This window comes from Ruegeria sp. AL11, assembly GCF_056540865.1.
Genome location: NZ_JBQFXO010000007.1, coordinates 283,980 through 309,532 on the forward strand (window position 1 = coordinate 283,980; position 25,553 = coordinate 309,532).

26 protein-coding genes and 2 pseudogenes are annotated in these 25,553 nt (G+C 57.1%); 2 read left to right on the top strand and 26 right to left on the bottom strand.

What is annotated here, in order from left to right; all coding sequences use genetic code 11:
- Window positions 1–400: 400 nt before the first annotated feature.
- The 7 genes and pseudogenes from ACR0IP_RS13520 to ACR0IP_RS13550 all read right to left on the bottom strand — a co-directional run.
- A pseudogene (locus tag ACR0IP_RS13520) lies at window positions 401–1,051 on the bottom strand (enolase C-terminal domain-like protein); the annotation flags it as partial.
- Between the two features lie 15 nt (window positions 1,052–1,066).
- Window positions 1,067–1,690: an enolase-like domain-containing protein gene (locus ACR0IP_RS13525; RefSeq protein ID WP_480526072.1), complete on the bottom strand. Its 624-nt coding sequence runs from the start codon at window positions 1,688–1,690 to the stop codon at window positions 1,067–1,069.
- Window positions 1,687–2,532, bottom strand: a complete 846-nt coding sequence (locus ACR0IP_RS13530) for a fumarylacetoacetate hydrolase family protein (protein WP_480526074.1) — start codon at window positions 2,530–2,532, stop codon at window positions 1,687–1,689. Before ACR0IP_RS13530 ends, ACR0IP_RS13525 begins: the two co-directional genes overlap by 4 nt.
- A gap of 15 nt (window positions 2,533–2,547) precedes the next feature.
- A complete protein-coding gene (locus ACR0IP_RS13535) occupies window positions 2,548–3,297 on the bottom strand; it encodes an SDR family oxidoreductase (protein WP_170467603.1) in 750 nt (249 codons plus the stop codon).
- A gap of 7 nt (window positions 3,298–3,304) precedes the next feature.
- Window positions 3,305–3,636: pseudogene (locus ACR0IP_RS13540) on the bottom strand (L-rhamnose mutarotase).
- The gene (locus ACR0IP_RS13545) at window positions 3,633–4,742 is read right to left on the bottom strand and encodes a mandelate racemase/muconate lactonizing enzyme family protein (RefSeq protein ID WP_170689164.1); all 1,110 of its coding nucleotides are present in this window, start codon (window positions 4,740–4,742) and stop codon (window positions 3,633–3,635) included. The pseudogene ACR0IP_RS13540 and the gene ACR0IP_RS13545 overlap by 4 nt, the downstream one beginning before the upstream one ends.
- Before the next feature lie 6 nt (window positions 4,743–4,748).
- Window positions 4,749–5,435: an ATP-binding cassette domain-containing protein gene (locus ACR0IP_RS13550; RefSeq protein ID WP_480526077.1), complete on the bottom strand. Its 687-nt coding sequence runs from the start codon at window positions 5,433–5,435 to the stop codon at window positions 4,749–4,751.
- Window positions 5,436–5,711: 276 nt separating this feature from the next.
- Between ACR0IP_RS13550 and ACR0IP_RS13555 the strand changes: the two genes are divergently transcribed.
- Window positions 5,712–6,494, top strand: a complete 783-nt coding sequence (locus tag ACR0IP_RS13555) for an IclR family transcriptional regulator (protein ID WP_480526079.1) — start codon at window positions 5,712–5,714, stop codon at window positions 6,492–6,494.
- A 100-nt stretch (window positions 6,495–6,594) separates the two neighbouring features.
- Here the strand turns inward: ACR0IP_RS13555 and ACR0IP_RS13560 are convergent, their stop codons facing one another.
- From ACR0IP_RS13560 to ACR0IP_RS13635, 16 genes are all read right to left on the bottom strand, one after another.
- Window positions 6,595–7,473, bottom strand: coding sequence for a DMT family transporter (locus tag ACR0IP_RS13560; protein ID WP_480526081.1), 879 nt, complete (start codon window positions 7,471–7,473; stop codon window positions 6,595–6,597).
- Window positions 7,470–8,189 carry a TfuA-like protein gene (locus tag ACR0IP_RS13565; RefSeq protein ID WP_170378196.1) on the bottom strand — a complete coding sequence of 240 codons (720 nt, stop codon included), beginning with the start codon at window positions 8,187–8,189 and terminating at the stop codon, window positions 7,470–7,472. Before ACR0IP_RS13565 ends, ACR0IP_RS13560 begins: the two co-directional genes overlap by 4 nt.
- Entirely contained in the window at window positions 8,186–9,379 is a 1,194-nt protein-coding gene (locus tag ACR0IP_RS13570) for a YcaO-like family protein (protein ID WP_480526083.1), read from the bottom strand. The genes ACR0IP_RS13565 and ACR0IP_RS13570 overlap by 4 nt, the downstream gene beginning before the upstream one ends.
- A 121-nt stretch (window positions 9,380–9,500) precedes the next feature.
- Window positions 9,501–9,842 carry a hypothetical protein gene (locus ACR0IP_RS13575; protein WP_480526085.1) on the bottom strand — a complete coding sequence of 114 codons (342 nt, stop codon included), beginning with the start codon at window positions 9,840–9,842 and terminating at the stop codon, window positions 9,501–9,503.
- Window positions 9,843–10,375: 533 nt separating this feature from the next.
- Complete coding sequence (locus ACR0IP_RS13580; RefSeq protein WP_480526087.1) at window positions 10,376–11,014, bottom strand: lysophospholipid acyltransferase family protein; 639 nt, start codon at window positions 11,012–11,014, stop codon at window positions 10,376–10,378.
- Between the two features lie 281 nt (window positions 11,015–11,295).
- On the bottom strand, window positions 11,296–11,703 hold the full coding sequence (locus tag ACR0IP_RS13585) for a universal stress protein (protein WP_425085729.1): 408 nt from the start codon (window positions 11,701–11,703) through the stop codon (window positions 11,296–11,298).
- 71 nt (window positions 11,704–11,774) lie between these two features.
- A complete protein-coding gene (locus ACR0IP_RS13590; RefSeq protein WP_480526089.1) occupies window positions 11,775–12,785 on the bottom strand; it encodes an Ldh family oxidoreductase in 1,011 nt (336 codons plus the stop codon).
- A 48-nt stretch (window positions 12,786–12,833) separates the two neighbouring features.
- A complete protein-coding gene (locus ACR0IP_RS13595; RefSeq protein WP_170467617.1) occupies window positions 12,834–14,015 on the bottom strand; it encodes a UxaA family hydrolase in 1,182 nt (393 codons plus the stop codon).
- 12 nt (window positions 14,016–14,027) lie between these two features.
- Complete coding sequence (locus ACR0IP_RS13600) at window positions 14,028–14,318, bottom strand: UxaA family hydrolase (RefSeq protein ID WP_480526091.1); 291 nt, start codon at window positions 14,316–14,318, stop codon at window positions 14,028–14,030.
- 11 nt (window positions 14,319–14,329) lie between these two features.
- Window positions 14,330–15,310: a zinc-dependent alcohol dehydrogenase gene (locus ACR0IP_RS13605; protein WP_480526093.1), complete on the bottom strand. Its 981-nt coding sequence runs from the start codon at window positions 15,308–15,310 to the stop codon at window positions 14,330–14,332.
- Window positions 15,307–16,029 carry an SDR family NAD(P)-dependent oxidoreductase gene (locus ACR0IP_RS13610; RefSeq protein WP_480526095.1) on the bottom strand — a complete coding sequence of 241 codons (723 nt, stop codon included), beginning with the start codon at window positions 16,027–16,029 and terminating at the stop codon, window positions 15,307–15,309. Before ACR0IP_RS13610 ends, ACR0IP_RS13605 begins: the two co-directional genes overlap by 4 nt.
- Window positions 16,030–16,070: 41 nt before the next feature.
- Complete coding sequence (gene hisD / locus ACR0IP_RS13615; RefSeq protein ID WP_170689176.1) at window positions 16,071–17,378, bottom strand: histidinol dehydrogenase; 1,308 nt, start codon at window positions 17,376–17,378, stop codon at window positions 16,071–16,073.
- 10 nt (window positions 17,379–17,388) lie between these two features.
- Window positions 17,389–18,717, bottom strand: a complete 1,329-nt coding sequence (locus tag ACR0IP_RS13620) for a TRAP transporter large permease (protein WP_170378176.1) — start codon at window positions 18,715–18,717, stop codon at window positions 17,389–17,391.
- Between the two features lie 11 nt (window positions 18,718–18,728).
- Complete coding sequence (locus tag ACR0IP_RS13625; protein WP_170378174.1) at window positions 18,729–19,244, bottom strand: TRAP transporter small permease; 516 nt, start codon at window positions 19,242–19,244, stop codon at window positions 18,729–18,731.
- Between the two features lie 116 nt (window positions 19,245–19,360).
- The gene (locus tag ACR0IP_RS13630; protein ID WP_170378172.1) at window positions 19,361–20,506 is read right to left on the bottom strand and encodes a TRAP transporter substrate-binding protein; all 1,146 of its coding nucleotides are present in this window, start codon (window positions 20,504–20,506) and stop codon (window positions 19,361–19,363) included.
- A 26-nt stretch (window positions 20,507–20,532) separates the two neighbouring features.
- The gene (locus ACR0IP_RS13635) at window positions 20,533–20,715 is read right to left on the bottom strand and encodes a hypothetical protein (RefSeq protein WP_170378170.1); all 183 of its coding nucleotides are present in this window, start codon (window positions 20,713–20,715) and stop codon (window positions 20,533–20,535) included.
- 152 nt (window positions 20,716–20,867) lie between these two features.
- On the opposite strand from ACR0IP_RS13635, the gene ACR0IP_RS13640 reads away from it, so the two are divergent.
- Window positions 20,868–21,914, top strand: a complete 1,047-nt coding sequence (locus tag ACR0IP_RS13640; protein WP_170378168.1) for a LacI family DNA-binding transcriptional regulator — start codon at window positions 20,868–20,870, stop codon at window positions 21,912–21,914.
- Window positions 21,915–22,006: 92 nt separating this feature from the next.
- Here the strand turns inward: ACR0IP_RS13640 and ACR0IP_RS13645 are convergent, their stop codons facing one another.
- From ACR0IP_RS13645 to ACR0IP_RS13655, 3 genes are read right to left on the bottom strand one after another with little or no spacing between them, the layout of a single operon-like run.
- Window positions 22,007–22,951: an ABC transporter substrate-binding protein gene (locus ACR0IP_RS13645; protein ID WP_170689178.1), complete on the bottom strand. Its 945-nt coding sequence runs from the start codon at window positions 22,949–22,951 to the stop codon at window positions 22,007–22,009.
- 40 nt (window positions 22,952–22,991) lie between these two features.
- Complete coding sequence (locus ACR0IP_RS13650) at window positions 22,992–23,999, bottom strand: ABC transporter permease (RefSeq protein ID WP_170378165.1); 1,008 nt, start codon at window positions 23,997–23,999, stop codon at window positions 22,992–22,994.
- Complete coding sequence (locus ACR0IP_RS13655) at window positions 23,996–25,522, bottom strand: sugar ABC transporter ATP-binding protein (RefSeq protein WP_480526098.1); 1,527 nt, start codon at window positions 25,520–25,522, stop codon at window positions 23,996–23,998. The genes ACR0IP_RS13650 and ACR0IP_RS13655 overlap by 4 nt, the downstream gene beginning before the upstream one ends.
- Between the last annotated feature and the right edge of the window lie 31 nt (window positions 25,523–25,553).

The following is a 25,553-nucleotide window of genomic DNA, read 5'->3' on the forward strand; positions in this document are numbered from 1 at the left end:
CCTGATCACGCAATGCAACGTAGGTTTAACTGTAGTTCGTTCCACGTTCGTAAAAGCCCTGCGCGATAAATACGTTAGAGGCGACTAAGGCGAGTCCATCGAAGCGTCTTGGCCAGTTCGCTTTAAAGGTTTCGGTTTAGCCCCATGACCACTCAATCACCCTTCCGTAGTGGTATGCTTCGGGTATTTAAACTAGTTCTTGGGCGGTGGAATGGTTGGTTTACAGCGGGTCAAAGATTCTTGCAGTAATCCGGCGTTGCGCCAGAGCCTCGGTTGCAGCAAGCAAAACAAACAGGCGGCCTCAAAGGCCGTATTCCCAAAGTAGAACGTTTTGTATCTTCTTCAGGTCGGGTAAAGCGCAGCTCGATTGATGTTTTTATTAGAGGCAGGCCATAGGGGTTTATTCCGCTGCCATTGGGGGCAGGAACCGAAATTCTCTGATGCTGTCGGGTTTCATCTCGATCGAGAACCCGGGCTGCTCCGGCGCCAAATAGGCTCCGTTCTTCACCGCGCAGGGGTCGATAAAGTGCTCATGCAGGTGATCGACATGCTCGATCCGCTTGCTGTCCTTCTCGCCCGAGATCGCGACGTAGTCGATCATCGACATATGCTGGACGTATTCGCACAGGCCCACACCCCCGGCATGGGGCCAAACCGGCAGATCGTATTTCGCCGCCATCAGCATGACAGCGAGCACCTCGTTCAGCCCTCCCATTCGGCAGCTGTCGATCTGAACGATGTCGATCGCGCCTTCCTTGATGAACTGCTTGAACATGATCCGGTTCTGGCACATCTCGCCGGTCGCTACTTTGACCGGTGCGACGCCCTCGCGGATCGTCTTGTGGCCAAAAACGTCATCAGGGCTTGTGGGTTCTTCAATGAAGAAGGGGCGCGCAAAGGACAGGGCCTTGACCCAGTGGATCGCCTGATCGACCTCCCACACCTGATTGGCGTCAATCATGATGTTAATGTCTTCGCCCAATACTTCACGTGCGATGGTCAGGCGGCGAATGTCGTCGTCCAGATCGCGGCTAACTTTGAACTTAGTATGAGTAAAGCCCGCCTCCTAGGCCTCATGGCACAGGCGGCGCAGCTTGTCGTCGGGATAGCCCAGCCAGCCCGCCGAGGTCGTGTAGCAGGGATAGCCCTCGGCCTTCAGTTTGGCGATACGCTCCGCTTTGCCCGGTTCAGCGGCGCGAAGCAGCGCCAGCGCCTCATCCGGAGTGATCGCATCGGTCAGATAGCGGAAGTCGATCAGGCGCACGATCTCTTCGGGGCTCATCTCGCTGACCAATTGCCAGACGGGTTTGCCCGCCTCTTTGGCCCATAGATCCCAAGCCGCGTTCACGACCGCACCAGTCGCTAGGTGGATCGCCCCCTTGTCGGGACCAATCCAGCGCAGCTGGCTGTCACCGGTGATATGACGCCAGAACAGGCCCATATCTTCGATGATCCAGTCCAGTTCCAGCCCTTTTACCAACGCACCGAGGGCTTCGATCGCGGCTACACAGATCTCATTGCCGCGGCCAATAGTGAAGGTCAGTCCGTGACCCTCATGCGCGCCGTCAGTTTCCAGCACCACATAGGCGGCGGAGTAGTCGGGATCAGGGTTCATCGCATCTGAGCCATCCAGATTGTCCGAGGTCGGGAACCGCAAGTCCTCGGTGCGAATGCCGGTTATCTGGGTCATTTGCTCGCCTCAACGGTTTGGCGCTGAACGCCCAAACCTTCGATCCCCAACTCCATCCGGTCGCCGGGTTTCAGATAGGTTTGCGGGTCCTGCCCCATACCCACGCCCGGAGGCGTTCCGGTTGAGATCACATCGCCGGGTTGCAGTGACATGAATTGCGACAAGTGCGAGATCACGGTTGCTACGTCAAAATGCATCGTTTTTGTCGAGCCGTCCTGATACCGGTGCCCGTTCACCTCAAGATACATCGGCAGGTTCTGCGGGTCCGACACCTCATCACGCGTCACCAGCCATGGGCCGATGGGGCCAAACGTGTCGGCGGACTTGCCCTTGACCCACTGGCCCGAGCGGTGCAGCTGGAAGTCGCGTTCCGACAGGTCGTTGACCACGCAATAGCCCGCGACGTGGTCCAGCGCCTCCTCGACGGAGACGTATTTGGTGTGTTTGCCGATCACCACGCCCAGTTCGACTTCCCAATCGGTTTTGACCGATCCGCGCGGGATTTCGACCATGTCGTCTGGCCCAATGATGGCTGAGGTGGCCTTGAAAAAGATCACCGGCTCCTCGGGCAGGGCCATGCCGCTTTCGGCGGCGTGGTCGGCATAGTTCAGGCCGATGCAGATGAACTTACCCACCTGACCGACGCAGGCGCCGATACGGGGGGTACCTTCGACCTCGGGCAGAGCATCCACATTCAACGCGCGCAAGGCATCAAGCCCGGCATCGGACAACGCGTCGCCCGCTATATCGTCAATGACACCCGACAAATCGCGGATCATGCCATTTTCATCCATAAGGCCGGGTTTTTCTTGTCCGACCGGACCGTAACGCAGCAGTTTCATCTCAAATCTCCCTGATCAAACGGTCCAGCCGCCATCGATGGCGAAGGTCTGTCCGGTGGTGAATGCGGTCTCATCGCTGCCCAGATAGACGGCCAAGGCGGCAACCTCGTCTGCGTGACCGATACGGCCCATGGGCTGGCGCGCGATGAAGTCTTTCATCGCCTGCTCGTAGTCGCCGGTCGCGCGCAGGCGGTCGTGTAGGCTGGGGCTATCTACGGTGCCAGGGCAGATCGCGTTGCAGCGGATGCCCTGCGTGATGAAGTCGGCCGCGATCGATTTCGTCAGGCCAATCACGGCCGCTTTGGACGCGCAGTACGAAAAGCGGTTCGGCACGCCTTTGATCGACGACGCGACCGAAGACATGTTGATGATCGAACCACCGCCATTCTCCAACATGCCGGGCAGAACCAGCTTGGCTAGCCGGTACATCGCCTTGACGTTCAGATCAAAACTGAAATCCCACTGGTCATCGTCGCATTCGAGGATCGAACCAGCCCCAACGAACCCTGCGCAGTTGAACAAAACGTCCAGCGCTCCGGTGGTTGCAACGACCTCGGCTACAGCCTCTGCATCGGTGACGTCCAGTTTCAGAGCCGTCACACCCTCGATCGCAGCCAGTTCCGCAAGAGTTGCATCGTTGATGTCGCAGGCAATCACCTGCGCGCCTTCGGCCACGTATTTTTCGACGCTGGCGCGTCCAATGCCCTGCCCTGCTGCGGTTATCAGTGCTTTCTTTCCGGCCAGACGGCCCTGTGGTTTGGTCATGTCGTCCTCAATCCGTATGGAATACTTCAATCATGGGAGCCCATTGCTCGCCTTCGGCGCGGCTGGGCAGAGGGTTTTGGCAAGGGTCGGTGAAACTCCACCATTCCCGCGTTTTGGGGTCTTGCGCCATACGGCCATATCCCCTTTGAAATCGGTGTCGTGATATTCCCAGTCCCCAAACAGCAGGTTCTCGGGTTGACGCAAAATGATCGTGTAGTTGCGGATATTGCTTTTGGCGATCTGAGCCAGCACATCCGGCCAGAAGGCAGCGTGCAGACGCTTGTATTCGTATAGCTTTTTGGGCTTCGCTGCGATCACCATGGCCATACCTTGCATCATGCGCCCTCCCTGATCTCCATCGGCGTGGACTGGGCAGTGATTGCCTGCCAGTCCCACGCGATACCAAGCCCGGGCACATCTGACGGAAAGGCAAGCCCATCCTCAATGCGTATCGCGTCCGTCGTAACGCTGTCGAGTTGTGGGATGTATTCCAGCCATTTTGCATTTGGTATCGCACAGACCAGTGGCAGATGCAGTTCCATCAAAAAATGCGGGCAGACCATGACGTTATACGCCTCGGCCAGATGCGCCACTTTCAACCATGGGGTAATGCCTCCGATCCGCGCCACATCAACCTGCACAATACTGGCCGCACCCGCGTGTAAATAGTCCTTGAACTGGCTCAGCGAGTATATGCTTTCGCCGACGGCTATCGGCACCGAGGTCCGTTGCGACAGTTCGGCATGGCCTGCGACGTCATCCGCGGGTAGAGGCTCCTCGAACCAGGCGATACTATAGTCTTCCAAAACCTGAGCTCGGCGGATCGCTTCGGACAGGGTAAAGCCCTGATTGCCATCGGTTAGGATTTCATATCCCGGCCCAACCGCTTCACGCACCGCAGCCAAACGGGCAGCATCCTCGCTTAGTTGGTCGCGCCCGATCTTGATTTTCGAGCCACGGAACCCCTGCCCCTGCATCGACAGCGCGTCATCGACCAAGGCCTGTGTGTCCAGATGCAGCCAACCGCCCTCGGTCGAATAGAGCGGGACGCGATCCCGCGATCCCCCCGCGGCTTTCCACAGCGGCAGCCCTTGTTTGCGGCAGCGCAAATCCCAAAGAGCGGTATCAATCGCGGCCAAAGCAAGCGAAGTGATCGCCCCCACCGCCGTCGCATGTGTCAGGAACAACAGATCGCGCCAGATGCCTTCGATCCGGTCCGCATCGCGCCCGATCAGAGCGGGTGCCAGCGTTTTTTCAAGCAGCGCCATAACCGACGGGCCGCCGGTGCCGATGGTATAGCAATAGCCCACACCCTTTGCCCCGTCGCTGTCGGTCACGGTCACAATGGGCGTTTCCTGACTGACAAAGGACTGAATGGCATCGACCCGTTTCACCTTTGGGATCAGGTCGATCATGCGCAGTTCGATATGGGTGATGGTGGCCATGGTTGCTTACCCTCTCAGCGCCTCGCCGGTGGCCGCGTCGCAGACGTGGCATTTGTCGAGAACCAGATGGAATGGCAGCGTCTCACCCTGCTCCACCTGGTGCGGATTGAACGTCTTGGCCTGAACCTCGACCCCCGCCAGCCCGGCAAACATAAAGGTTTCGATGCCCAACGGTTCTTCCAGTGCAACCGGGAGCTCCAGATCGACCAAAGCGCCCTTTTCCTCGACCGCGTGGCCGACTTGCGTGAGATTGTCGGCGCGGCAGCCGAATTGAACCACATGTCCCGCGCTTACATGATCGCGTGCCGAGGCCGGGACCGTGAGCGCATCCTTCAGAACGATGTGGTCGTCCAGCGTCATCGCCTCAACCAGATCGTGGGTCACGTAGACGATGGTATTGGCGACGCGCTGGCGCTGACCACCGGTCAGTTCCGCTGGTTTGTCGCCCATCAATTCGTCCGGCTCAAGGATCGCCGCGACCTCGGTCACGACCTTGGTAATTTCGGCCTCGGGGCGCTTGGCGATCTGCAGCGTGAAGCCCAGATTCTCGCGCACAGTCATATATGGGTACAGCGCGTCGTTCTGGAACATCATCGCGATGTTACTTTCACACGGAGGCAGGTCGTTGACCACCCGACTGCTGATACAAATCTTGCCATCGGAGATATCTTCGAGCCCCGTGATCATACGCAAAGCCGTGTATTTTCTGCAGCTTCGACGAACGATCCACAGTTCGATTCGGCATGCGTTGCCCCAGCACGCAAAACAGCGCAGCTTTCAAGCAAGCTACTAATATTACAATACGAATTCATCACTTGCTTCTCCCTTAGTTCTTTTTTGGCGACTCTCGTGTGCCATCTTTTTCGTATGTAAAACATCTATTCACATATAAATCAATATTGACATCCACTGCGCATTCAAGGCACTTTGCTCACACATTCGCCCGCAAGCGCGAATTGGGAGGAATACGTGTCGGCAACTTCAGAGAAATATCGTGCCCCTGCCCTAGAGAAGGGTTTGGACATCATCGAGTTGCTATCGCTGCATGCCGACGGCCTGGCACAAGGCGACATTGCACGCGCTCTGGATCGGTCCCAGAGCGAAATTTACCGGATGTTGTCCACACTGGTGCGACGCGGTTATGTGATCCGGTCCTCTGGCGATGATCTCTATTCGCTCAGCCTGAAAATGTTTGCGATTTCCCAAAGGTATCCTCCGGTCGAGCGGTTACTTGAGATGGCGACACCCAAAATGCGGGCCGTAACGCGAAAGGCCTGGCAATCCTGCCATATGGGTATGGAGAGCAATGGAGACATAGTTGTTGTCGCTTCGATCGCCTCACCCGGGAACTGGGGCTTGGCGTTGCGCGTCGGAACCGTGATTGGCCTTGGGAATACTGGCACCGGCCGTGTTCTTGCAGCGTTTCGCAGTGACGCCGACCTCGACGACCTGCTGGAGAATCACAGGCTGGCGCAAGGTGAGCCGGAATTGGACGTCGTTGAATTCAAGGAGCATGTTGCCCGCATACGCGAGTGGGGTTATGAGCAAATGCCATCAGCCACAGCGGTTGGGGTGACGAACCTCGCCTACCCTGTGCTGGACCACGAAGGGAAGGCAATCAGCGTTGTGAACTGCCCATTTCTGGAAAGGATCGATCAGCTAGAAGTTCCGGAAATCGAAGACGTGCATCAACTCTACAAATCGCTGGCGGAAGAATTGACTGATTTCTATACGGGCAAATCGCAAGCCTGACTTACCAGTCGCTTGTCACCATGGGATAAGGTCACGCAGGTTAGTATATGTCTGCCCCGGTTCATATACGAAAAGGCGGCTTTCGCCAAAAATCCTATCTTTAGACAAGAGTTGCGCTCTCTTTGGTTTTGTTGGCCAAAAGACCGCCAATTGTGATGAGGCCAGCGCCTATCCAGCCCCACAAATCGGGCAAGGTATTCCAGATCAAATATCCGAAGAATACTGCCCAGAGCATTCCGGAATACTCAATCGAGGCCAGCGTACTAATTGGTGAGAAGGAACATGCTGACGTTCTGAAATACACACACAAAGCGCCACAAACACCCAGCAAGCCAACGAGCCAGAGGTCGGAAGAGCCTGGAACGTAGCTCCCATAGGGAACCAAAACAGCGGCTGCGGCAAAGACCATGAGATACTCATATCCAGCGATTGCTTCAGGTGTATCCCGTCTTGAAAGGGCACGCGCCGTGATTAAGCCGAGTGCGCTACACAACGCCGCCGCCAATGGAAAAAAGGCTGCCACGTTAAGACCTAGGCCCGGCGGGCGTATCAAAAGTAAAGCGCCCATAGCGCCTGAAACGAGTGCAAGTAGTTGTTGAAGCCCGGGATGTTCTCGAAACACAAGTGAAGACAAGACCATCGAAAAGATAGGCGCGACCATGAAGATCATGGTCACTTCGGCAAGCGGCAAGTTTTGAAGACCGGAAATGAAAAAGTACATTGTGCCTAGGGTCAGCACCCCTCTGGCCATCAATAGCGGCCATCTTGGTGAAGCCAAGGATCTCCAGTTTCGAGGCGCAATGAACAAAAGGAAGAACAAAAGGCCAAAGGCGCTTTCAAACAAGATGATCTGAAGGCCGGAATACGTCCCGGAAAGCACCTTGGCGACCGCATCCATCGCAGACATAAAAAACACGCCAAGCGCAAAGTAAGCTGGACCATTGGCGTAGAGTTGCGATGGTTTGAGGCGAGCTATCATGATGTGAGCTGATCAAATATTGATGTTCGTTCCAGCCGAAAGCGCGCAGTGAACGGAAAAGGTGTTTCGCGTAAAAATGTGTCCATAGAATGAAGCATTTCGATCGCATCAATTTTCTTCTGATTGACCGTGTTGCTCTCAAGCCATCGCTCAAGCCGAAGCAATTCATCGGCTTGCACACTGTGCTGTTCGCCGAGGTGCAGCATATGTTTGTACGAGCGGTTGGAGAAATACTCTTGATCCATTAGATTCAGGAGCTTATCGGCCGTTTCTTGGGAAATGACTTTGTTTTCCGAAGCAACCTCTAGCGTTGCTCTGATGTTTACAAGCGGCTCTGATAGAGACGGGTATTTCAGTTCGGCAGGTCCGTGATTCAAGGCGACCTCGTCGTCACGCGTTAATCGACCGTCGCGGTATTCCTCAAAGATGCGGCCGACCCCTTTCATGCCAAAACTATGCAGTTCCGCCGCCCGCAACGCGCCCATGCTGGAGCTGCCGAACACGTGTATTCCTTGATCAAGCGCCCAGAGTATTTCCTTGTGCAGCACGGAGGGTGTGAACTGAAAATAGCCGTCAATTATTCCTATGGCGCGTGGCTTTCGCGACACCGCATTCAATACATCCCCCTGAGCCGCCGGCGGCAGATACTCAGCCGCTAAAATCTGTTTGGCTTCACTTTCGTGAATGGTGGGGCCGCAGAAAACAAAAACGGTCATTGCATCAACTCTGATGCGTTTTGCGCACGCGAGCCCGGCGTGTAGCGTGGGTCATCATGTGGCCCCTCCAACCCGGGGACGAGCACCCGTACAACTGCGATGTGATCGGAGACATAGTCGGCTGTAATGTCGATGAAGCAGGCACCGTCTAGTCCAGCTGCAGTCAACCGCGATTTGAGCCAAACAAGATCTCCCTCGGGAGATTTGCTTTCATACGACTGCCTGGAGTCAAAACTCAGGCATCCAGGTCGGGCAATCGTTTCTTGGAACTTCATCTCCGAGTAATAGTCCGAGTGCAGATCATCACGCGCGCCCGTGATCAATGTCAGCCGTTCCTGCGCAGCTTCTGTCAGAGCGCGAGAGAGTGCGATCTGCCGACACGGGTGGCACCCTGCGCCGACAGATGGGCGCGAGAGAAGTACCGGCACGTTTCCGTTTTCACATGCCCATACCAAGTAGGCGGGCACGCCGATCTCCGTCGTAACGTCCCAAATCGCCAAACTTATGTCGGCGTCTTTGAACTTGCGTAGGGTCTGGCACAAACCGAGATCTTCTATAGTCCGTTGATCAATCCGACGCGCATCTCGTTCCGGCCACGGCAAATGCGACCATAGCGCAACAGCATCCCGTTCAATCACCTCACACAAGCCATGCAACTTTGCCTCGGAAAGTGAGTTGCCCGAGGCCAGACCGTTCGAACTCGACAGGAAGAACCCGCTCCCGGGTGGCAGAGGGCGCGTGTAGTTTGTATGAACCAATTCGTAGGGAACCCACACATTTCCGGAACCCGTCAATAGTTGCATTTCGATCCAGAGGTTTGGCGAGAAAGGATCAAACTCCACCTCATTGCTAAGCGGCAACAGATCAACGGGCAAAACGCTGTGTGTGTATCTGATATCTTCTAGGCTCGCGAGTATGACAGGAGCCACAATGCGTTCTGCGTGGAAAATCTCGATGGACTCCATCACGGCAGAAGCGACCGCAGCGTCATATGTCACGCCCTTCCCTTGAGAAACGGCCATTGATCGCGAGTTTGGCCTGCATACGACGGTTGTCGGTAGCCCAACACGATCAAGCCCCGTGACATCCGCTATACGCGTAATGCCAAAAACCGGAAACAGGTCCCGCAATAGCTCAACCGTCTGCTTGGGCGAGCGAATGCGATGTGTCCCATCAAAATATTGTTTCAAACCAAGTTCTCACGCGACTGGGAACAACCTATCAGTGCGCGCAATGAAGATTCATACTGCGCGACACGAATGTTGGCTCAAAGGCATGAGCCAACACTCACATACGTTGCTTTGACTGGCTCTAAGCAGTTGGTTGAATCTTCGCCCCGACTTGGGCCGGATCAATCTTTGCTCCCAGTTGAGACGGGTCAATTTTGGCTCCGTGTTGGCCCGGGTCAATCTTGGCACCAATTTGGCCCGGATCAATCTTTGCACCCAGCTGAGACGGGTCAATTTTGGCTCCATGCTGACCGGGGTCAATCTTGGCACCGACCTGCGAAGGGTCACCGTGGCATACGTTTTCGGCAGCGATCGCAGAGTGGCGATGTGAAGAATTGGTTTCAGGTTGAGCAAAAACTCCGGATTGATCGATGGTGATCAGACGGCCATCAGGCGCACGAACAGTTCTTTTGTTTTCAAACATTTAATTTCTCCCTTTGTTGGAATCGTCGTTCTAATTTGATTTGCACTTCAAGAACCAGAGCGCGCCTTTCCCTAACATAGAATTTGTTTGATCACCAAGGCGGATGACAGGCGCAATCCCAGATGAGCAGAAATGAGAACCTACGTTGAGGCCAATAGGAAAAGCATCGGTTTGACAACTTTGGAAGCCTTTGGAGCTGCAAGCATGCTCAAACCTAAAGCAAAACCTGTTTTCTTAGCGCTCCTTCTTTGCGTGACAAATTTCGGCACTATTGGCCGAAACGGGGTCGTCAAATATGGCCGGGCATGACCTAGGTTTCTAGAAGTGGTCGTGGTCTACGCAGTCGATTTTCTTTCTATTTGAAGCTCTGTTTGCGGCAAAAGCGCAGACCACAATGCAGAACAAACTGCATGTCGTCCTAGCCCATGAACCAAACGTTATATTTAGGGCGCAATGAGCAATAGTTGTAGGAACTTAACAGTCACGCCTGCCTGAACTGCTCTCTTTTTAGTTGGCTCTACTGGAGATCAGTATCAACTGGTCAAAGAGACAGTGCGCCGTCTTAGAAACTCGAGCAGTTCCCGAGGATTGCCAGCCCGTTCATCAATTTCGTCTCTCTCAATAGGGTCACCGACGATCGGTCGCTGGGGTTTATCCAAGGCATGCCGCACCTCGTACAAAAGCAACCCTTGGCGCAGTGTGGCGGAGACATTGCTGGCGATTTGATATGCGCGACTGTTGCGTCCGGGAAAGCGAATGGGGACAACTGTAGCGCCAGAGCGCTGGATAAGTTTGGCTGTAAAGGGATTCCATTCGCGTTCGACCGCAGGCCCCCACCAACTGTCCGACGAGGCAACAACCCCGGAAGGGAACAATGCGATCAACCCTCCGTTTGCAAGATGCTCCATAGCTTTTCGGCGCATTTCCAGGCTCTTTTCAAGAGCGTCGGGTTCATGATCGAAGGGCACTGGGATCATGAACTGGTCAATCTCAACCACACCCGTCAGCAGAGACCGCGTTAGAATTTTATAGTCGGTTCGGACCTGACCGATCAGTTCGGCCAGGATCATGCCGTCGACAAGTCCGTGCGGGTGATTGGCGACAACCACTACGGGCCCTTTGCTCGGGATTTGACGAATTTCTTCATCGGGCGTTTGCAGCGCGATGCCCATCACCTTGAGGGCCTGCCCCCAGAAGGGTTGCCCAGCGGGCACGCCCATTGCCTCGAATTTTCGGATGCGACGCAACAAATGGAGCTTGCTTGTAGCCAACTCGATCGCTTTGATTGCCCATCGTTGAACCGGGTTGCTGAATGTGGACGCGTAAGACAAACGGCGCCGATCATAGGGCTGCTCGCTCAGGTTTGTTCCGTCGCTCTGGCCAAGCAACAGCCGCGTCTCTTTGTCCGGACGGACAGTACCGGGTCTTTTGAGGGTCTGAGACCCCTTGCCCCTCATCGAAGGATGAAGACCGAACACGGCGCGCGGCGTGAAATGCGCGACGCCGTCGAGCCCAGAAGATAGTCCCGAACGCCGGGTTTGTGAGAACCGACAATAACCAAATCAACATGGTTTTCACGGGCATATTCAGCCACTTTCAGGCCCGGTTTGCCGGTGATGACTTCGGTCGAGATGTCGTCCGCGCCGCTCGCAAGGCGATCCAGTTCGTCCTTGATACGCGCTGTCAGGTGGTTCTCGGGTTTCGACTCCACGAATTCGGCGACGAAACCGGGTATGTCTTCCAGCACTGTCAGCAAGGTCATCCGGCCGTCTTCGGCAAGCAGACGGCGCCCAGCGGCGATTTTGTTGGCGACAACGCCTTCGTGGTCCAGAGCGACCGGGATCAGAATGTGCTTGTACATAGTCGGTTCCTTTGTCGATTTAGGGGGCGTTTGTGGCGTCAGTGCTGAGGGAAACGATCATCTTGGCGGCCTCAGACATTTGCGCGCGCGAGTTCGCGAGCCAGATCAAGATATTGACCGGGAACCACTATGCCATGCGCCTGCGCGCGGCTGATCGACTCTGCCCGCCGATCCCCCGGAAGCCGTGCGCCTTCGAGGCCGTCGATGGCCGTCAGCACCATTTCGAGACGATCCGTGAAGGAGCCCAGATTGCTTGGGAACATGGCAATCAGGAACTGCCCGGATCCCGGAGAAGGCCCCTCTGCGTCAAAAAACGAAGCCACGCCTAAGCTGGGGTTTGCACCGGTGAAAACCGACGCAAGAACCTCGACCATCAAGGCGAGCACGGTTCCCTTTGCCCCTCCGGCGGGGGCCATGGAACCAGCCAATGCGGCGGCTGGGTCGGTTGTGGGCTTGCCGTCTTTGTCAAAGGCCCAGTCCGGTGGGATGGGCTGGCCTGTCTTTTTGGCGTGCATGACCTTGCCGCGCGCAACATTCGAAAGCGCCAAGTCTATCACCAGCGGCGGCGCATCGCGTCGCGGGGCTGCAAAGGCGATGGGGTTGGTGCCAAAAACCGGGATCGCGGCGCCCCAAGGGGCGATTGCAGGAGGGGCATTGGCAAACATCAAGCCCACAAGGCCCTTTGCGGCGAGTTTTTCGACCTGCACCGACAACGCCCCCGCATGATGTGAGTTTTTGACCGACATCGTTGCCGTGCCGTATGAACGCGCCACGCTTATGCCCTGTGAGATGGCATGATCCAGCGCCGGGTACGCAAAACCGAAATCGGCGTCAGTGGAGATCGCAGTTTGACTAGTCAGGCGAGAAGTAATGTTTGCGTCCCGGTTTATCTTTCCGCTACGCACCTGCGCGACATAGTCCCCGAGGCGCGAAAACCCGTGACCCGCCTGACCTTCGGCTTCAGCCGCCACCAGCGCGTTGGCGACGGACTCAGAGTGTTCCTTAGAAACCCCCTGAGCCATCAATGCACCCGAAATGAGGGCCTTGGCCTCGGAAAGGCTGATGTTATCCATATGTGCCATGGTTTTGTCTTTGGGTGGGGCGGCACCTTGGCGCCGCCCCTGCCAGATCTAGGCGCTGCGATAAAGCTTGGTCATCGAGAATTCGCGATGGCCAAGCGCTTCGGCGGCTGTGTTGCGGCCGTTGGCAGTGCGGCGGATCATGTCGATCAGTGCATCGCCCGCTTCGTCAATGGTCTGTTCCCTGCGCAGGATACCCGACACGTCGACGTCCACGTGCTCGCCCATCGTACGCACGGTCCGAGGGTTCGCGGTGATCTTGATAACCGGAACAATCGGGTTGCCCACCACATTGCCTTGACCCGTGGGGAAGGTGTGGATGACAGCGCCACCGGCCGCCATTAGAGTCACACACTCCGCCGCGGCCGAGGAACTGTCCATGAAGTACAGCCCCGCGCCTGAGCTTGGCGCTTCGGCGGCATCGAGGATGTCGATGTATTGCGAGGTCCGACCGATCTTCTCGAGGTTGCCCAAGGCTTTTTCCTCAATCGTGGTCAAACCGCCTTCGATGTTGCCTTTGGTCGGCTGGGAGTCCGAAAGGTCATCGGTTTGATGCGCAAAGATCACGTCGTCCTGATAGGCTTTCCACATCTTGTACCAGCGCTCGCCCACTTCTTCGTTGATCGCGCGTTTCTGACAGATGTGCTCAGCGCCGGTAATCTCGGAAGTCTCGCCAAAGAAGCCGGTGATGCCTTCGGGTAGCAGCTTGTCGTACATATTGCCAACCGTCGGGCAGGACCCCAGACCGGTGGTGGTGTCGGATTCACCGCATTTGGTCGAGATCCAAAGTTCGTTCAGCGCACACTCTTCGCGCTGGTATTCCGAGGTCAGATGCACGAATTCCTTAGCGGCCCAGCTGGCCTGACGGATGGTTTCAAAGTCCCCTTTCTGCTCGATCGAGAATTCAGCGACCGGCTTGCCAGTTTCGCGAATGCCATCGGCAATTCGTTTGGTCCAACCGGGCTCAATGCCGATCACGACAACAGCGGCCACATTCGGGTTCGCCCCGGTGCCAATCATGGTCCGGAAGTGCAGCTCCAGATCCGCGCCAAACTGCAAGCGGCCATAGGCATGCGGGATTGCCAGTGTGCCTTTGACGTTATTGGCAACGGCTTCGCACGCCGCGTTCGAGATATCGTCGACCGGCAGGATAACCACGTGGTTTCGAACGCCGACACGACCATTTTCACGACGGTAAGCATGCACAGACATATTTTTGAAATCGAGTGCCATGAAGAGGACTCCTTACCAGCGCTTTGTTTTGCAGTTGTGTGTGTGGACGTGGCCACCCTTGTGAATGTCGGCGATGATCTTGCCGATGTCCTCGCCGTATTTGATCGCGGTATCTCCGTCCTTGAAGTCTTTCAGCGCGATCTTGTGGCCGATCGGTACATCAGCGCCCGATGTCAGGCGGAAGGTCGAATTGTCATGAGTCACGCAGACCAGCATATCGGTGCCGGCCGTCAGGCCCTCGACCACGACAACACCGACATTGTCGGCATGTTCGTGGACGAGCAAGTGGGGGATTTCAGCCATTTGTAGTCTCCTCAGGCGTCAGGTTTTAGAATGATTTTCGGGGCCGCGACTCGCCCTGCCAGAATGTCTTCGAAGGCATGCGCGCCATCTGACAACGGGCGACTTTCCACCCAGTCCAGTGCGCCCAGCCTGCCCTCGAACATGGCGGCGGCGGTGTCGCGGAAATCTTGCGCGGTATAGGTGTAGGTGCCGATAAAGGTGATCTCTTGCAGGGTCATGCGACGCACATCTAGACCGCCTGTGTCTTCACCCAGGCCGATATGCAGAACCACACCTCCCGGCTTGGCAGCTGCAGAAGCAGCCGCCCTTGTTGCCGCAAATCCGACAGCGTCGACAACAACAGGGAACTCGCCCTGAACCTCCTTGGCGACTTGCATCCCGCAGGTGGAGGAGAGGTATTCTCGGCGGATGTCATTTCTCTCGACGATTATAACTTCCTCAAAGTCCATCGCTTGCAGGGACAAAGCGGCGGCCACTCCAATTGCGCCACCACCAATGACAAGCGCGTGGCGAGGTTCCGATGGATGCAGCGCCTCAACGCCAAGTCGGGCCGTATGCCAGCCGACGGCGATGGGTTCGGCCAGTGCTGCCTTGGCCAGTGAAACATCGTCAGGAACCGTGACCAAATTGGCTTCGGGGATGCGTACAAGCTCAGCGAAAGCGCCCTCGCGCGGGGGCATCGAGATGATCTGCCGCGTCGGACACAGGTTTTCACGTCCGGAAACACAGGCCGGACATGCACCGCAATTGACCAGAGGGTTGATCGTCACACGCTCACCTGCGCGAGGTCCGCCAACGATGGTGCCAGCCGCTTCGTGCCCAAGGATAAGAGGGGCCGGGCGACGGTTGTCGTGACCCAGATAGGCATGCATGTCCGAGCCACAGATGCCCACGCTTTCCACCCGGATCAGCGCCTCGCCCAGCTGTGGGGTTGGGTCCCTGGTCTCTTCGTAAGACAGGGCTTTAACTTCTGTATAAACAAGAGCTTTCATTTGGCGGTGAACCCTCCATCCAGCATCAGGATTTGGCCGGTCACGTAGCGAGAGGCTTCTGAACACAGAAAGAGCAGAGGCCCATCGAGATCTCCGAGCGCCCCGTTGCGGCCAATGCAAGTTTGAGCTGCGTTACGTTCGGCCCGTTCGGGATCAGCAAAGACCGCCGCAGTCAGTTCGGTCTCAAAAAAGCCCGGACCAATTGCATTCACATTGATCCCCGCAGACGACCACGCTTCGGCCATGGCGCGGGTCATTTGGGCCACGCCGCCCTTTGACGCCCCATAGGGCAGCCCGTTTGGAAAGGCCCGAAAGGATTGCAGCGACGTAAAATTGAGGATCCGTCCCCAGCCTTTTGCCTTCATGGCCGGGACGAAAGCCTGGCTCAGGAAGAACGGGGCGGACAAGTTGACTGCGAGGGTCGCGTTCCAAATGTCTGGTGACAGGTCCTCGGCTGGCAGTCTGGGGTTGAGGCCCGCAGCATGAACAAGAATATCTGGCGCGCCGAACGGAGCCGCTATTTCGCGCACCAGCTCCGGTTGGTTTTCAAGATCGGCCACATCGCCAGCGAGGACGGCAACGTTTCCGCCCATCTCATCGGCCCAGCTTGCCAAGGCGTCGGCGCGGCGGGCAACGCCCACCACCTTTGCGCCAGAGTTTGCCAAGATCGTTGCCGCTTGTTGTCCGAGGCCAGAACTGGCCCCGGTCACAACGGCCACGCGGCCGTCAACGCTGAATAATCGAGAGGAAGACAAGTGTTTTAGCCTTGCGCCGTCAGGTTGAATTCTTCGTCCGGGAAGTATTTTTTCAGGCGGATGTCAGCCGTGCGCGCGTGGCCTTCCATGCCTTCGAGGCGTGCAATCCGCGCGGTCGCTTCAGCGACGGGCTTGGCACCTTCGCGGGTCGCGCGCTGCCAGGTCACGATTTTCATGTACTTGTGCACACTCAGGCCACCTGTGTAGCTGGCCGCCCCAGAGGTCGGCAGGACGTGGTTTGTACCTGCCGCCTTGTCGCCAAATGCCACGGTGGTTTCTTCGCCCAAAAACAACGAGCCATAGCAGCTGAGGCGATCCAACCACCACTCCAGATCCTCCGCCTGAACCGTCAGGTGTTCGGGTGCATAAGCATCGGATGTTGCGGCCATTTCCTCACGGTCCGCGCAAAGGATGACCTCTGCGTAATCGCGCCAGGCGGCGGTGGCATTGTCGCGGTTCACTTCTGGCAGATCGGCAATCAGCTCTGGCACCAGCCGCATGACCTCTTCAGCCAGCGCGCGGTCATCGGTGACCAGCCAAACCGGCGAGTTATAACCATGCTCGGCCTGACCCACGAGATCGGCTGCAACCACCATCGGATCGGCTGTATTGTCGGCCAGGATCAGGCTGTCGGTCGGGCCGGCAATCATGTCGATGCCGACACGGCCGAACAGCATCCGCTTCGCCTCAGCCACGAACTGGTTTCCCGGACCTACGAGAATATTGGCCTTGGGCAAGCCAAACAGGCCAAACGTCATCGCCGCAACGCCCTGAACACCGCCCATGGCCAAGATTTTGTCTGCACCACAGATATGCGCCGCATAGATGATGGCAGGCGCGATACCCACATCAGGACGCGGCGGCGAGCAAGCGACGATGTGCTTGCACCCAGCGACTTTCGCCGTTGTGACGGTCATGATCGCGCTTGCGATGTGGCTATACCGCCCGCCGGGCACATAGCAGCCTGCAGCATCCACCGGGATCGCCTTCTGACCGGCGATAAAGCCAGGGACGACCTCAGTTTCAAAGTCTTTGACCGTGCCCAACTGCGCCTCAGCGAACTTCTTGACATTGGCGTGGCTGAACTGGATGTCCTGCTTCAGCTTTTCGGGCACAAGGGCCGACGCAGCCTCAATGGCCTCAGGCGACAACAGAATTTCGCCATCGTAGTTGTCGAACTTCCGGGCGTAGGCCATGGCTGCCTCATCCCCGCCAGCCTCAATTTCATCAAGAATGTCGCGGACGATTTTCTTGGTTTCTGAAGCATCGCTTTTCGAGGTCAGCGTCGCTTTTTTGAGATATTCTCTCGGCATTGATTGCTTCCTATTTGTAAATATCTGGCAGAAGAACGGTCGAGATCGTCGGCACGTAAGCGATGAACAGGGTGACGATCAGCATGAACAGGACGAACGGAATGGCGCGATAAGCGATCTTCAGGATCGACTCGCCCGTTATTCCTGCGACCACGAAAAGGTTCAGCCCCAAGGGTGGCGTGATAAAACCAACGCCCAAAGCTGTGATCATCATGATGCAGAACTGGATCTCGTTCATGCCGATGTCATCCGCCAGAGGCTTCAGGATCGGCGCGAGGATCACGATGTTCGGCGTGGTCTCCATCACGCAGCCCGCTGCGATCAGGATGCCGACCATCATCAGGATAAGGACAAGTGGTTCGTCACTGACCGAGGTGGCGGCTGCCACAAAGCCTTGCGGGACACCGATGATGGCCAGTGCTTCGGCCAAGGGGGCCGAAAAGGCGATGATTGGCAGAATGACCCCGTTCACCTTGGCTGAACTGACCAGCATCGCGGGAAAATCGCTCAGGCTCAGAGTGCGCAGGATGAACCCCATGACGATCGTCACCACCACGGCTGTAGCGCCTGCTTCGGTCGGCGTCAGACGACCTGAAAAGATGCCGTAGAAGATGATGCCGGGCACCAGAAAGGCATACCAACCGGACTTCAGGGCTTTGCCTAGCCGCGAGAAGTATTCGCCCATGCTGATGTTGCCACCACCTTCCCAGCCCTTGAGGCGGTTCATGATGATGTTGGTGGCAAGAATGGACAGAAGGATCGCGATGCCGGGGATCAGAGCGGCCAGGAACAGTGTCGAGGCAGAAATCCCCAAAACAAGGCCGATGATGATATAGGCGATCGATGGCGGGATAAGGATACCGGTACAGGCACCAGCCGCAACAAGAGCGCAGGCATAAGGCCGGGGGTAGCCGGATTCGACCAGTCGGTCGATCGTCATGCGGCCAACAGCTGCTGCCCCTGCGGCGTCCGAGCCCGAAATCGCGGCGAACATACCGCAGACAAGCACCGTGGCTGATCCAAAGCCACCCTTGGCGAATTGTGTTAGTGCCTCGGCCACATCAAGAAATTTTCGACTGAGCCCGGTTCTGACTAGGACGTCGCCCGTTAAGATAAACAGCGGCACAGCCGTCAGCGCGAAAAAGTCTATGCCAGAGAACAGCTTTTCCCCGACGAGGCTCAAAGGCAGAGCCCCGGACCAGACAAGCATCAGGATCGCGGCCGAACCGATGGCGGCCCAGACGGGAACGGCAAGCGCTACAAGGACGACGAACAGGATGACCGGGCCATAAAAATCCCAGCCGAGGACAACGGATTGATCGAGTTGGTTCCAAAGCATGTCCAGCCCCCTCAGTCGAACAGTTTGTCACCTTCGTATACGGGGCGACCCGCACGAAGGTCCGCGATGTCGCGGAGGATGGATTGGAAGAGGCGAAGCAGAACCAGTGCGAAACCGATTGGAACGGCCATCAGGAACCAGACGCGGCTGATACGCAGACCGTCTGTCACAGATCCAAATTTTGCGGAAACGTGGACTGTCTCATACGAATAATAGAGCGCCACGACCGACACGGCGACCATCACAAAATCCCCAAAGAGATACAGCAGCGCCTTAATCCGCGGGCTGACATAGTGCATGATCACGTCAATGCGGATATGGCCACGTTCACGAACCGCAGCGGCAGCGCCGATCCACGCGAGGTAGATGAACGAATATCGGACGATTTCCTCGCCCCAGATCGAGGAATAGGACAACAACTCGCGCCGAAGCACTTCGATGAACATCGTCGCCACCAGCATCGTGTAGAACACGAGCAGCAGCCAGCGCTCAGCATTCCGGTTCAGTTCTTGCAGTATTCGTTGCATTCAATCCTCCCGTTCACCGGCACCTCAAGGGCAGCCGGCAGCCGGATTTCCAAGTTGTCGTCAGAATTTTTGGGGCGGCCAGTCACTATGCCGCCCCTGAAACGCGACGAGGCGTATCAAGCATCGTGGACGTAGTAGCGCCCTTTCGTGCCAGCCGCTTCTTCCAGCTTGGCAAAGTTGTCCATGGAACCGGCCAGCTCGACCTTGAATTCGTCCCAATCGGACAGTTGGTACCCACCAGCGGCTTTCCATTCCGCCAGCTGATCCTCGCTGAGGCTGTGGAACTCGACACCTGCTTTGCGCAGTTCCGCCATTGCGTAGGTGCGTGCAGATGGAACCTTGGCCAGGTTCTGATGCGAGGTCAGCTCGCCGGCGAACTCAATGCCTTCCTGCACATCTGCCGGTAGCGAATTGAACCATTCCAGATTCATCGAGTAAATCTGGCTGTCCGGCACCGCCTGGGTAAAGGTGACATGGCTTAGGATGTCCTTGAAACCAAACACAAAGAGCGCCCCAACCGACGGGTCAAGAGCATCCGCCACGCCCTGTTTGATCGCCGAAGGCGTTTCGCCCCAGGCCACCGGCGTCGGGTTCGCGCCCACCATTCGATAGTATTGCTGCAGCATTTTCGAGCCGGGCACGCGGAACTTGACCCCCGCCATGTCGCCGGGCGTGATTACGGCGTTTCCGCCCTTGCGCACGGCCACAACACGTGGGTCGATATTGATGTAGAAAAGCGCCTTGAAACCTGCGGCTTCGATCTTGGGGTGTACTTCGGCTTTCCACGCATCCGAGGTCACTAGGTTGGTGAAGCGCTGGTTCGAGCCACAGAAATAGGGCATGTTGATCAGGTCAGCCGCGCTCGCATAGGGCGCGAAGTTCGACAGGGAATGCTGTGCGCATTGGATGGTGCCAGCCTGCACCGCCTGCACCAAGGCACCACCTGCCCCGAGCTGACCACCCGGTGCCAGCTTGACATAGACCTTGCCATTGGTGGCGTTCTGGATGTTTTCCTTCAGGTCCAGCTGCATGATCGGATAGCTGCGCGACGCACCCAAGACATACGCTGTCGCAAGGGTCATCGTGAATTCCGCTGCATCCTCGCGCTCACGCTCTTCCTTGGCGGTCTGTGCCGCGGCCTCGCTGGACCACAAGGTCCCCGCAGCGCCTGCAACCAGAGCTGCGGTGAAGCTACCGCTTCCTGCCAGCTTCAAGAAGTTCCGGCGTGAAGCCGAAGTCAATTCCTGCTTTTCACGATCCATGTTTTCCTCCCTATGGGTCATGTCATTTATTGTTTTTTTGATTTTGCAGCCGCCTCTTTCCTAAGCGTGACGACAACGAATGCGAGCGATGCCGCGAACAGCAACACCATCTCTCCGACGTCGCCCAGGAATTGGCCGTAGCCAAATGCGCCCGCGACGACGTTGATCAGGAACGCCAGAAAAAGCGCAATGGCCGCGAAAATGAACATTGCCAAATCCCCCCTTCTCCGATTCGAGGTCACTGTAAGCGCTTACATTTTGCATTGCAAGCGCTTACACTGTACCTAGAAGGACACCCTAGTTGACCCCGCATTCCGAAGGGCGCAAATGGAGCGCCAAAGCCACGAGTGTAGTTAGGTAGATGACGAAGGCACCATTTCCAGACGAGCCAAGCCGGGCGTCACCGACACTGGAAGACGTTGCGCAGCGTGCAGGCGTTTCCACGGCCACTGTTTCGAGGTGCCTCAACAATCCTAAGATGGTGTCCGAGAAAACCCGAGAACGGGTCCTCAGCGCAGTCAAAACACTTGGCTACACACCGAACTTCGGGGCTCAGGCCCTTGCCGCCAAACGCACCAGAACCTTTGGCGCAATTATACCGACGATGGAAAACGCCATCTTCGCACGTGGCCTCCAAGCTTTTCAGGAAGAACTTCAGAGGCATGGCATAACCCTCCTTGTCGCCAGCTCTTCATATAACCCTGAGCTTGAAGAAGAGCAGATCCGCAGCCTCGTGGCACGCGGTGCGGATGCGCTCTTGCTGATTGGCTTTGACCGGACCCCACAGGTTTACGATTTCCTGAAGAAACAACGGATCCCGTGTGTAGTCGCCTGGGTCTATGATCCTGACCAAACGCACCTGTCCATCGGGTTCGACAACCGAAGCGCGATGCAGGCGCTGACCGAGCAGGTACTCGACCTGGGACATCGCGCCATTGCCTTTGTCACGGCAGAGAGGGACGGCAATGACCGGGCTCGGTTGCGCTGTGAGGGCGTAGAACAAGCGATGCTGTCTCGGAACCTTGATGTCGACAACCTGCACGTCATCGAAACGCCCTACTCGATCGACAACGGAGCGCGCGCCCTTGAGGCGGCGATGGAATTGGACCCGAGACCCACTGCAATCCTATGTGGCAACGATGTTCTTGCCGCCGGTGCTCTGAGGCAGGCCCGGAAAATGGGCCTTGAAGTGCCGAGAGATGTGTCCATCACCGGGTTTGATGACATTGAAATAGCAGAGATCGTAACACCGACCCTGACAACGGTTCATGTTCCTCATCGAAACATGGGTAAAGGGGCCGCTCGTATGCTGGTCGCTTTGCGCAAAGGTGAGGATGCGGGGTCAAGTGTACAGCTCGAAGCCACGACAAAGATACGCGAGTCACTCGGGCCTGCACCCCAGGCCTAGGACCCATGGCCACTAGTTGACACGAGCTACCTCTAAAGCATCCGGCCCACCTAGAAAGGGCAGGCCGGACAGGTTTTCGTGAGTGGATGGTCTTAGTCGTACAGAACGGCCGAGATTTTCGGGTCGTCGATATTCGAGGCATCGTAGTAGTAGAAGCCCGTGTCGATCAGGGTCGGTACTTCTTCACCGTTCAGGGCCGAAACGGCAGCTTTGACGGTTTCATAGCCGATACCAACCGGGTTCTGCGTGATCGCACCCGCCATCAGACCGCTTTTGATCGCATCTTTCTGTGCCTTGCCGCTGTCATAGCCAATAATGACCAGACCTTCGGTGCCCAGTTCCTGAACGCCATTCACAACGCCGATAGCTGAGCCTTCGTTGGTGCCGAAGATACCATTCAGATCCGGGTTTGCCGTCAGGATTGCCTTGGTCACCTCGGTCGATTTCAGGTGATCGCCCTGACCGTATTGAACCGTGACGACTTCGATGTCCGGGTATTTCTCGGCGATACGGTTGACGAACCCGTCGCGGCGGTCGATTCCTGTGCGGCTGGTCTGGTCATGCGCTACAACGGCAACCTTACCCTTGCCGCCAATCTTCTCGGCCATCTTGTCCGCTGCCAGACCGGCCGCTGCAAGGTTGTCTGTGGTCGCGGTCGAAAGCGGGATGTCGCTGTCCACGCCGCTGTCGAAGGCGATGATCGGAATGCCTTTGTCATTGGCCTGTTTCAATAGCGGGATCGCCGCCTGACTGTCCAGCGCGGCAAATCCGATGGCTTTGGGGTTGTTGGCCAAGGCAGCCGCCAGCATATCGATCTGACGGTCCACCATGGTTTCGTTGTCAGGGCCTTCGAAGGTGATGGTGACATCAAACTCATCCGCCGCCTGCTCTGCGCCGGACTTCACCGCCTGCCAGAACTGGTGCTGGAAGCCCTTGGACACCAGCGGGATATAGATTTCTTCGGCAGCTGCCATCGAGGCGGGACCTGCCAGGGTGGCCGCACTCAGCGCCCCCAGAATGAAACGACGTGAAAACATGTTTTCTCCTCCACAGTTGGTCGTTTTGTCTTTAGATTATTCAGCCGGATTTCTTGCGCCGTGCCATGTCGGCATAGACGGCCAGAATGATGATCGCGCCGGTGACAACGGTCTGCCACTCCTGCGCGACGGACAGGACGCGCAGCCCGTTGGTTAGAACCGCCATGATCAGGGCGCCGATCAATGTGCCAAGGATCGTGCCGCGACCGCCCGAGAGCGACGTGCCGCCGATGACAACCGCCGCAATAGCCTCCAGCTCATACCCAAGGCCCAAAGCAGGCTGGGCTGAGTTAAGGCGCGAGGCGATCAGGATGCCGCCGATGCCGCAGATAGCCCCAGCCAGTGCGTAGATGCGGATCTTCCACATATCGGTGTTGACGCCCGACAAACGCACCGCCTCTTCGTTCGACCCCAGCGCAAAGGTATAGCGACCCAGAACTGTACGGCTCAGAATATACGAGGCGGCGATGGCGACGATAAACAAAATCAGCACGCCATTGGGGATGGGCAGTGCGGGGAAAACCTCTCCGATCAGCGACCCGCGCGAGATTTGGTCAAAGCCCGGCGTGTCGTTGAAGTAGATCGGTCGCGTCCCCGAAATCACCAGAGAGAGCCCCTTGAGGATCAGCATCATGCCGAGGGTGGCGATGAAGGGTGGGATTTTCATTTTGGCGACGAAGGTCCCCGAACACAGGCCACAGAACGCACCCGCCGCGATTGCGGCCGCGACGCCCAATAGCAACGGCATGCCCAGATAGGTCAGCACCACCCCCGCGATCACTGCGCAGAAGGTCATCAACGTGCCCACCGACAGGTCGATCCCGCCGGTGATGATCACCAAAGTCGCGGCCACCGCCAGCACCCCGTTGACCGAAGTCGCCTGCAAAATCGCAATCATATTCGAGGTTTGCATGAAGTTCGGCGATGCGATCGAAAAGCCGATCAGCAGCGCGATCAAGCTCGCGAAGGCCAGCATTTTCTGGTAGGCGCCGCTTTCCGACAAACCCCCGAGGGGTTTTTTCTTGTCGATATCCGTAGCTGTGGTCATTGAATTGTCCCCGTTACCTGCATCGCCGCCGCACGTTGCGTGGCCAGATGCATGATGTCTTCCTGAGTGGTGTCTTTTCCGCCGGGCAGAATGCCGGTCAGCCGGCCCTCGCACATCACGGCGATGCGGTGGCTGAGGCGCATGATCTCGGGCAATTCGGACGAGATCACGATGATCGTCTTGCCCTGCTCTGCCAGCTCCTCGAGCAGTTTGTAGATTTCGGATTTTGCGCCCACGTCGATGCCCCGTGTGGGTTCATCGAAGATCAGGATATCGCAATCGCGCAGCAGCCATTTGGCGATGACCACCTTTTGCTGATTGCCGCCCGAGAGCAGCCGAACCTCTTGCACATCCGATGGCGTTCGGATGCCCAGTTGCGCGATGTAGCCTTTGGCGGTGGTGCTGATTTCGCTGTCATTCAGAACACCGCCGGTACTTGTGAAAAGATCCATCGAGGCCAGCGCGATATTGTCCCGCACATTCATCCCCGTGGCGAGGCCGAAATGCTTGCGGTCCTCAGATAGATACCCGATCCCGGCCTTCACCGCGTCGGTGGGCGACTTGATCGAGACCACCTGACCATGCACCCGAATTTCACCGGCATCTTTTGGGTCGGCACCAAAGATTGCCCGCGCGACCTCGGTCCGGCCAGCGCCCATCAGACCAGCAAAGCCCAGTATCTCGCCTTTCTGAACTGAAAAGCTGACATCGTGGATTTCTTTGCTGCGGGTCAGGCCCGAAACCTGAAGCGAAACCTCGGCATCACCCAGATCGGGCACGTCCAGAGGTTCCTCATTCACCTCACGCCCCACCATCATTGCGATGATCTGGCTGATCGGGGTCTCTGCAGCACCCACCGTACCCACATATTCCCCGTCGCGCATGACCGTGACCCGATCCGAGATCTGCTTCAGCTCATCCATTTTGTGGCTTATATAAACGATACCCACACCCTCAGACTTGAGGCGGCGGATGATCACGAACAACTCGGCGATCTCGGCGTCATTCAGGGCGGCAGTCGGCTCGTCCATGATCAGAGCTTTCGACCGGAAGGACAAAGCCTTGGCGATCTCGACCATCTGCTGTTTTGCAATGGTGAGGCTGCCGACCAGCGCCTTGGGGTCGAGGTTCAGGTTCATCGAGGCGAAGATCTCGGCCGTTTGCGCATTCAGCGCGGCTTCGTCCAGACGACCAAAGCTTTTGCGCGGTTCGCGTCCGATGAAGATATTCTGCGCGACGGTCAGGTCATTCATCAGGCTCAGTTCCTGATGGATGATGCCAATGCCCAGATCCTGCGCCTCGCGCGGGGTGGTTGGGCTAACGGATTTCCCCTCGATCACAAGATCGCCGCCGTCACGCTGATAGATCCCGGACAGGATCTTCATCAGCGTGCTTTTCCCGGCACCGTTCTCGCCCATCAGCGCGTGAACTTCACCCGGAAACAGATCGAATTGCACGGATTTCAGCGCATGCACACCGGGAAAGTGCTTATCAATCCCCGTCATGTCGACCAGTTTCGTCATTTCTCCTCCCATTCTGCCCCTCTCCCCAAGG

Coding starts and splice junctions, on each gene's coding strand:
- ACR0IP_RS13545 (WP_170689164.1), bottom strand. CDS start 4,742: ATGGCCACCATCACCCATATCGAACTGCGCATGATCGACCTGATCCCA.
- ACR0IP_RS13640 (WP_170378168.1), top strand. CDS start 20,868: ATGACGAAGGCACCATTTCCAGACGAGCCAAGCCGGGCGTCACCGACA.
- ACR0IP_RS13535 (WP_170467603.1), bottom strand. CDS start 3,297: ATGACCAAACCACAGGGCCGTCTGGCCGGAAAGAAAGCACTGATAACC.
- ACR0IP_RS13525 (WP_480526072.1), bottom strand. CDS start 1,690: ATGACCCAGATAACCGGCATTCGCACCGAGGACTTGCGGTTCCCGACC.
- ACR0IP_RS13645 (WP_170689178.1), bottom strand. CDS start 22,951: ATGTTTTCACGTCGTTTCATTCTGGGGGCGCTGAGTGCGGCCACCCTG.
- ACR0IP_RS13560 (WP_480526081.1), bottom strand. CDS start 7,473: ATGATAGCTCGCCTCAAACCATCGCAACTCTACGCCAATGGTCCAGCT.
- ACR0IP_RS13605 (WP_480526093.1), bottom strand. CDS start 15,310: ATGAAAGCTCTTGTTTATACAGAAGTTAAAGCCCTGTCTTACGAAGAG.
- ACR0IP_RS13565 (WP_170378196.1), bottom strand. CDS start 8,189: ATGACCGTTTTTGTTTTCTGCGGCCCCACCATTCACGAAAGTGAAGCC.
- ACR0IP_RS13620 (WP_170378176.1), bottom strand. CDS start 18,717: ATGCTTTGGAACCAACTCGATCAATCCGTTGTCCTCGGCTGGGATTTT.
- ACR0IP_RS13590 (WP_480526089.1), bottom strand. CDS start 12,785: ATGGCACATATGGATAACATCAGCCTTTCCGAGGCCAAGGCCCTCATT.
- ACR0IP_RS13580 (WP_480526087.1), bottom strand. CDS start 11,014: ATGGGCATCGCGCTGCAAACGCCCGATGAAGAAATTCGTCAAATCCCG.
- ACR0IP_RS13625 (WP_170378174.1), bottom strand. CDS start 19,244: ATGCAACGAATACTGCAAGAACTGAACCGGAATGCTGAGCGCTGGCTG.
- hisD (WP_170689176.1), bottom strand. CDS start 17,378: ATGCCGAGAGAATATCTCAAAAAAGCGACGCTGACCTCGAAAAGCGAT.
- ACR0IP_RS13655 (WP_480526098.1), bottom strand. CDS start 25,522: ATGACGAAACTGGTCGACATGACGGGGATTGATAAGCACTTTCCCGGT.
- ACR0IP_RS13530 (WP_480526074.1), bottom strand. CDS start 2,532: ATGAAACTGCTGCGTTACGGTCCGGTCGGACAAGAAAAACCCGGCCTT.
- ACR0IP_RS13630 (WP_170378172.1), bottom strand. CDS start 20,506: ATGGATCGTGAAAAGCAGGAATTGACTTCGGCTTCACGCCGGAACTTC.
- ACR0IP_RS13585 (WP_425085729.1), bottom strand. CDS start 11,703: ATGTACAAGCACATTCTGATCCCGGTCGCTCTGGACCACGAAGGCGTT.
- ACR0IP_RS13635 (WP_170378170.1), bottom strand. CDS start 20,715: ATGTTCATTTTCGCGGCCATTGCGCTTTTTCTGGCGTTCCTGATCAAC.
- ACR0IP_RS13600 (WP_480526091.1), bottom strand. CDS start 14,318: ATGGCTGAAATCCCCCACTTGCTCGTCCACGAACATGCCGACAATGTC.
- ACR0IP_RS13650 (WP_170378165.1), bottom strand. CDS start 23,999: ATGACCACAGCTACGGATATCGACAAGAAAAAACCCCTCGGGGGTTTG.
- ACR0IP_RS13595 (WP_170467617.1), bottom strand. CDS start 14,015: ATGGCACTCGATTTCAAAAATATGTCTGTGCATGCTTACCGTCGTGAA.
- ACR0IP_RS13575 (WP_480526085.1), bottom strand. CDS start 9,842: ATGTTTGAAAACAAAAGAACTGTTCGTGCGCCTGATGGCCGTCTGATC.